The organism is Bacillus sanguinis (assembly GCF_018332475.1).
GTDB lineage: Bacteria > Bacillota > Bacilli > Bacillales > Bacillaceae_G > Bacillus_A > Bacillus_A sanguinis.
This window is the reverse complement of the sequence record NZ_BOQB01000186.1, coordinates 1-219: the sequence shown is the minus strand read 5'-3', so window position 1 is coordinate 219 and position 219 is coordinate 1. Positions and strand designations below refer to the sequence as shown.

General features: G+C 38.8%; 1 protein-coding gene. It reads left to right on the top strand.

The genetic code is table 11. From position 1 onward, the window contains the following. Positions 1 to 219 (top strand): S-layer homology domain-containing protein (locus KI369_RS19425; protein ID WP_212957040.1); only part of this gene is annotated, 219 nt, incomplete at both ends.

Below are 219 nucleotides of genomic sequence, written 5' to 3'. Positions count from 1 at the left end.
TATTAAAATCAATTACATCATTAACACTTATTGGCGGTGCTTTAATGTATACCAATGGCAGTGATGTAAGAGCTGCTGAAGCAAGTATTTTTTCTGATGTGCCTACATCGCATTGGTCGTATCCGGCAATTAAAGATTTGGCGGGTAAAAATATTATTTCAGGCTATGGAAATGGGAAGTTTGGTTTCGGTGATGTTGCGACGAGAGAACAAGTTGCAG